Origin of the sequence: Halomonas sp. LC1 (assembly GCF_030247125.1) — a bacterium.
Classification (GTDB): domain Bacteria; phylum Pseudomonadota; class Gammaproteobacteria; order Pseudomonadales; family Halomonadaceae; genus Vreelandella.
Genome location: NZ_JASSPG010000005.1, coordinates 334,845 through 340,844 on the forward strand (window position 1 = coordinate 334,845; position 6,000 = coordinate 340,844).

General features: G+C 59.2%; 5 protein-coding genes. All 5 read left to right on the plus strand.

Annotation, left to right across the window (positions count from 1 at the left end):
* The first annotated feature begins 293 nt into the window (after positions 1 to 293).
* On the plus strand, positions 294 to 635 hold the full coding sequence (locus QIT27_RS10510) for an accessory factor UbiK family protein (protein ID WP_159343507.1): 342 nt from the start codon (positions 294 to 296) through the stop codon (positions 633 to 635).
* A gap of 245 nt (positions 636 to 880) precedes the next feature.
* The gene (locus QIT27_RS10515; protein WP_285263761.1) at positions 881 to 1,816 is read left to right on the plus strand and encodes an AraC family transcriptional regulator; all 936 of its coding nucleotides are present in this window, start codon (positions 881 to 883) and stop codon (positions 1,814 to 1,816) included.
* 142 nt (positions 1,817 to 1,958) lie between these two features.
* Positions 1,959 to 4,055 carry a TonB-dependent siderophore receptor gene (locus QIT27_RS10520; protein WP_285263762.1) on the plus strand — a complete coding sequence of 699 codons (2,097 nt, stop codon included), beginning with the start codon at positions 1,959 to 1,961 and terminating at the stop codon, positions 4,053 to 4,055.
* Positions 4,056 to 4,164: 109 nt separating this feature from the next.
* Positions 4,165 to 5,034: an ABC transporter substrate-binding protein gene (locus QIT27_RS10525; RefSeq protein WP_285263763.1), complete on the plus strand. Its 870-nt coding sequence runs from the start codon at positions 4,165 to 4,167 to the stop codon at positions 5,032 to 5,034.
* 117 nt (positions 5,035 to 5,151) lie between these two features.
* A partial coding sequence (locus tag QIT27_RS10530) for a YifB family Mg chelatase-like AAA ATPase (RefSeq protein WP_285263764.1) occupies positions 5,152 to 6,000 on the plus strand: 849 nt, incomplete at its 3' end.

Sequence of the window (6,000 nt, forward strand, 5' to 3'; positions counted from 1 at the left end):
TGCGCATACCGTGCCATCCACTTTTTTATTTTTATATTTCAGATACTTAATCTATTCATATAAGCAACTGACGGTAGCTTTATGGCCTTGCTCACTCTCCTCCCCTCGGGCCCTGCACCATTAATGAGCATTCAAAAAAGCTAGCCGCTCCATTTCGATGCATTTGTCCGCTCCCCATCTGCTCACTATCCATTGCGCTTAATTAACAAACGGCACATGCGAATCCACGGCGGGTTGCGTATCCTTACTCACAAGCAGTTCACATTTATGCGTGATCGTTTAAGGAGAGAGCCATGGCGCCCCAAGACCGCATTAGCCGCTTAGCCCAGCAGATCGGCGACCGTTTGCAGAATGCGTCACAAGCCCCGGAAGATATTCAGAAAGGTGTCCAGCAGGTGGTACGCGGCGCGTTTGACCGCCTGGAGCTGGTATCACGGGAAGACTTTGATATTTTGATGGATGTGCTGCAGCGCACCCGCTCGCGGGTAGAAGCCCTAGAGCGCCAAGTGGCCAGTTTGGAAGCAGCGGTAGAGGCCTCTAGCACCACCGCCGCCACGCCTGTAGAAGCTGAAGTACCGCCCGCCCCTGTGCAACCTTCCAGCACAACTAAGCCAACCGCTGACGGCGCTGAGTAAGTACGCCGTTTTGCACGGCATGGGGCAGGTTCGGCTGCCCCACTTCTTGCCCCTACCTCTCTCCCACACTCTCGCCCGTCCTCTCTCTTGCTCTTAATTCAACACCTTATACCAGTGAACAAGAATCACTATCATTGACAACCCTAGTGATAGTGCTATCGTGCGCTTATCTGTAGCCTCCCGCGTGCCGTTAAGCACCAATACGGCGCAGGCACTATGCTCCACCCACGATAGCGACTGCCCCAATGCCTCAGCAGGAACGCTTAGCAACGCCTGAAATCACCCCCTTTTCGTTGGCCCAGCTTGGCCAGCGCTTCGGCATTCACTACCGCATTGAAGGCCCTACTTCTCCGCGCCAACCAGTCGCCACCGGTCATGTTCATGACGTTAGCCTGCGCCACGGGATTCACTTAACGCTTTCTGATTTGCAGGTAGAACGTGGCTATACCTCCACGTCTTACCAAAGCGTGCCATGGTTCTTGAGCGTTATCTTGGAAGGCACTATTCATCTCCAAATGGGCAAGCAGCAGATACAGCTCTCTGCAGGAGATGGCGTATGCAGCCACTTTGATGCCCGGCACCCACTCACGGTGCATCAACCTGTTCAGACACGCCTTCGTACTGTGAATATTGCGGTTCTGACCACTGCACCCTTAGGCCTACCCACCCCGCCTGATGCTTCATGTTTGCATTGCTGGAAGCTCCCCAAGGCCCTCTGCGAAACGCTTTGCACCATTAGTGAGCAACCGCCCACGCTCTGGCGACAAGCGCTGGTATGGCAGGGGTTAGCATTGCAGTTGATTGGGTTAGGCTTGCCAGAGCGTCTGACAGCGCTACCCGAGCAAAAACGCCTTTCTACCCGTGATCGTCATTGCCTCACGGCACTGCACTCGCGCATTGCTCAGCATCCCGCCGAGCCTTATAGCCTCACCGCATTAGCCAAAGAAGCCGCTATGAGCCCTAGCAGCCTGCGCCAGAAGTTTCGCGCCTGCTACGGCTGCACGCTGTTCGACTATATTCGCCAAGTGCGATTACAGCAGGGGTACGAGGCACTGCAACGAGGTGAGAGCGTGCAACAAGCGGCCCATCACTGTGGGTATCGGCATGCCAGCAACTTCTCCAGCGCCTTCAAGCGCCACTTCGGTTTTTCCCCTCACGAGAGGAATCGCTCCAGCTTATAGCCCGCGCTTGAGTTCCTTCCGCGTGTACAAACATGTCAGCGCGCATAGCAGGCTTGGCACGGCGCATACCTTTATGGCGTCATAAAAAGCAATAATTCTCATTGCTTAATAACACTGATTCCACTTCCTCCCAGGATCACTTATGGCCTCCACCCATCGTCTGTTTCTACTGGCCCCCTTGAGCAGTGCGCTGTTCATCGCGCTGGCAACGCCTGCTGCGGCACAGCCGAGCACTGCCTTAGCCACCGTCACTGTGACTGCCCAACAGGCGGCGACCAAAGTTGCTACGCCCTTTATCGAAACCCCACAGAGCGTTTCGACCATCACCGAAACGCAGATGACGCAACGCGGCGTCAGTACCGTACAGCGCGCCACCGACTACACTCCCGGCGTGTACAGCAACCAAGTAGGGGCTTCTAACCGTTTTGATTACCTGGTGTTAAGAGGCTTCTCCGATGGCAGCTTGAGCAACACCTTTTTAGATGGTTTGAAGGTGATGGGCGACGCCAACTCCCATAGCAGCATGCGCATCGACCCCTGGTTTTTAGACAGCATCGAAGTGGTGCGCGGCCCTGCATCCGTGCTGTATGGCCGCGCCTCACCGGGCGGCGTGGTGGCCCTCAACAGCAAACGTCCTGAATTCGAGCCGGGCGGCGAGCTGCGCGTTAGGGTCGGTAATAATGATCAGCGCAGCGCTGCGTTTGATCTCACTGGCCCGCTGGGGGAAGAGCAGCGCGTTGCGTTTCGCCTCACCGGCATCGCCAGCGCCGCCGATACCCAGTTTGGCCCAGCCGAAGAGGAGCGCTACGCTATTGCGCCACGGCTGACCTGGGACATGACCGACGCCACCAGCCTGACCGTCGAAGCGTATCTTCAGGATGAGCCAGAAGGCGGCTACCACTCCGGCGTGCCTTATGAAGGCGCGGTGATCGCTCGCAATGGCCGCCAAATAAGCAATAACTTCTTCGATGGCGAAGCCGATTACGACGCCTATAAGCGCACCCAGCGCATGCTCGGCTATACCCTTGAGCACCGCTTTAACGACCGCGTATCCGCCCGCCAACTGCTGCGCTATCTCAATTCAGACGTGACGCTAAATCAGGTGTATGGGTTTGGCTGGGCATCGCCGACCTCAAACGCACTGGCCCGCTACTACTCCGGCAGCGAGGAATCGCTTCAAGCCTTAACGGTGGATAATCAGTTAGAAGCCCGCCTGACCAACGGCTTCATGGAGCACACCCTGCTGTTGGGAGCGGATTACCAGCAGCGCAAGAACGAGGTTGCCTGGCCTTCCGGCGCGTTCCCCTCGTTGGATGCCTTCAACCCGGTTTACGGCAGCGAGCCGCTGGCGTTCTACGCGCCCATCCGGGAGAACCACGAGTTGGAGCAAACCGGCATCTACCTTCAGGATCAGATCACCGTCAATAACTGGCGCGTGACGCTAGGCGGGCGCTTTGACTGGGTAAATATCGACAACACCAATCGCGACAGCGGCGCTACCAGCGCGTTGAGTGACACCCAATTTAGCGGCCGCGCTGGGGTGGTGTACCTGTTCGATAACGGCATCGCCCCCTACGTCAGCTACTCGACGGCCTTTACCCCCACCAGCTTCGTCGATGCCAACGGCGACCTGCTCGCTCCCATGGAGGGCGCACAGTGGGAAACCGGCTTGAAATACCAGCCCAACGACCGGCAGCAGTACAGCGCAGCGCTGTTCCACATTAGCCAGGAGAACGTGGCTACCAAAGAGCAGCCTACCGACCCCTACCGTGCCGTAGGCGAGATTGAGTCGCAAGGCATTGAGCTGGAAGCCCAAACGCAGCTCACCGAGGCGCTCTCGCTCCAGGCAGGCTACAGCTTTACCGACATTACTTACGCCAAGAGCGACGACGGCAACCAGGGCAATAACGCCATTTACTCACCCCGCTATCAAGTACAGCTGTGGGGCCACTATGCCGTGCAGAAGGGTTGGCTAAGCGGTGTGGATATCGGCGTGGGCGTGCGCCACTACGCTGACATTGCCGCTGACCGCGCCAACACCGCCACCGTGCCGGACTACACCCTCGTTGACGCCACGCTGGGCTACGACTGGAGCCAAGCAGGCCTCAATGGCGTCGAAACCCGCCTGAATGTGCACAACGCGCTGGATAAAGAGTACGTGGCGTCGTGTAACTCGCTGGAGTACTGCTATTTCGGTGCCGAACGCGGCGTCACCGCCAGCGTTCATTACCGATTCTAAGCAGCGACCACACCCAGGCGCCCGCGCCCTGTGCATGCCTGGGTGTTTCTATTTGCAATTGATAAACAGACTCGTTTAAATAAGGCGCTTATTGCTAGGTACTAACCTCATGCGCTGTTTCCCCCGACTGCTTATCCTGGCTCGCCGCAGCCTGCTTGCGGCTGGCCTGCTGTTGTCTACCGCCAGCCACGCCCAATGGGCCACCATCGACTGGACCATTGCCGAGACGTTGCTGGCCATCAAGGCCCCCGTGAGCGGCATTGCGCAGCAGCCCGCCTACCACGACTGGGTGGGCGAGCCGCGCATTCCCGAGCATGTGATGGATATTGGCCTGCGCACCCAGCCCAACTTCGAGCTGCTGGCCCAATCGCCTCCCGAGCAAACGCTGCTCTCGCCTATGTTTACCGGGCTAATTCCCCGGTTGGAGAAAATCGCCCCGGTAGGCACCTTCGCCCTCTACTCACCGGGCGCGGAGACATGGCAAGAGATGCAGAGCCTCACCCGTCAACTGGGCGAGCTCACCGACCGCAACGCCGAAGCCGAGGAGCTGATCGAGAGCACCCAACAGCTGATGGCCGAGCTGCGCCGCCAGCACAGCGACTCGCCACCGCTGCTGATGGTGCAGTTTATGGATGCCCGCCATGTGCGGGTGTTTGGCGAGAACAGCCTCTACAACGCCGTGCTAGAACAACTTGAGCTACCCAACGCCTGGGACCAACCCACCAACGCCTGGGGGTTTTCACTGGCCGGTATTGAAGCGCTGGCACGCTACCCCGATGCCACGCTGGTCATCGTCGACCCACTCCCCGCAGGCGTGGAAGAGCAGTTGGAAGGGAGCGGCCTCTGGCAGCACTTACCCAACGTGCAAAACGGCCGCCTGCTTCGCCTACCACCAGTGTGGAGCTTTGGTGCACTGCCCTCCGCTCAGCGCTTTGCCCGCGAACTCACCAGCGCGTTGAATGCCCATCACGCTGACTAGCCCGCCATCAGCCTGCCCACCTGAGTAGCGCACAAGGCCTGACATAAAGTAGGCTTAGCCAACGAGATAGCTCATTAAACTGAGTGAGCCGATTGGTAGACGTTGCGAGGGAGCGCCATGACACTAGCGATTGTGGCCACGCGGGCAGGCGTGGGGTTGGAAGCACCGGCGGTACATGTAGAGGTTCACTTAGCCAACGGTTTGCCGGGTTTAACCCTAGTGGGGTTGCCGGAAACCGCCGTGAAGGAGAGCCGCGAGCGGGTGCGCAGCGCCTTGATCAACGCGGGTTTTGATTTCCCCAACACCAAGCGCATTACCCTCAACCTCGCCCCGGCGGATCTGCCTAAAGAGGGTGGCCGCTTTGATTTACCCATTGCGCTGGGCATTCTCGCGGCCTCGGGTCAAATCCCGGTGGATGCGCTGGAAGGTATGGAGTGCGCGGGCGAACTGGCCCTGGATGGCAAACTGCGCGCTGTACCCGGCGTGCTGCCGTTTGCGCTGGCCACCCGGCGCGCCAACAAAGCGCTGATTGTGCCCCGCGCCTGTGCCGATGAAGCGGCTCTGGCAGGCGATTTACCGGTGCTGCCCGCCGACTCTCTCTGGCAAGTGGTGGCTCACTTGCTGGGCCAGGAGAAAATTCCGCCCCACCAGCTCTCAGCCTCCGTCAAATCCACCGCCCCCATGGCGGACTTAGCCGACGTGCGCGGCCAGCATCAGGCCCGCCGGGCGTTAGAGGTCGCTGCTGCAGGAGGCCATAACCTATTGCTCGCAGGCCCACCCGGCACCGGCAAAACCATGCTCGCCAGCCGCTTACCCGGCATTCTGCCGCCGCTGTCAGAGGATGATGCACTACAGGTGGCCGCAGTGCGCTCGGTATGTGGCTTGGCGCTGGAAGCCGACTGGGGCCAGCGACCTTTTCGCCAACCCCACCACAGCGCGAGCGCTGCTGCACTGGTCGGCGGCGGC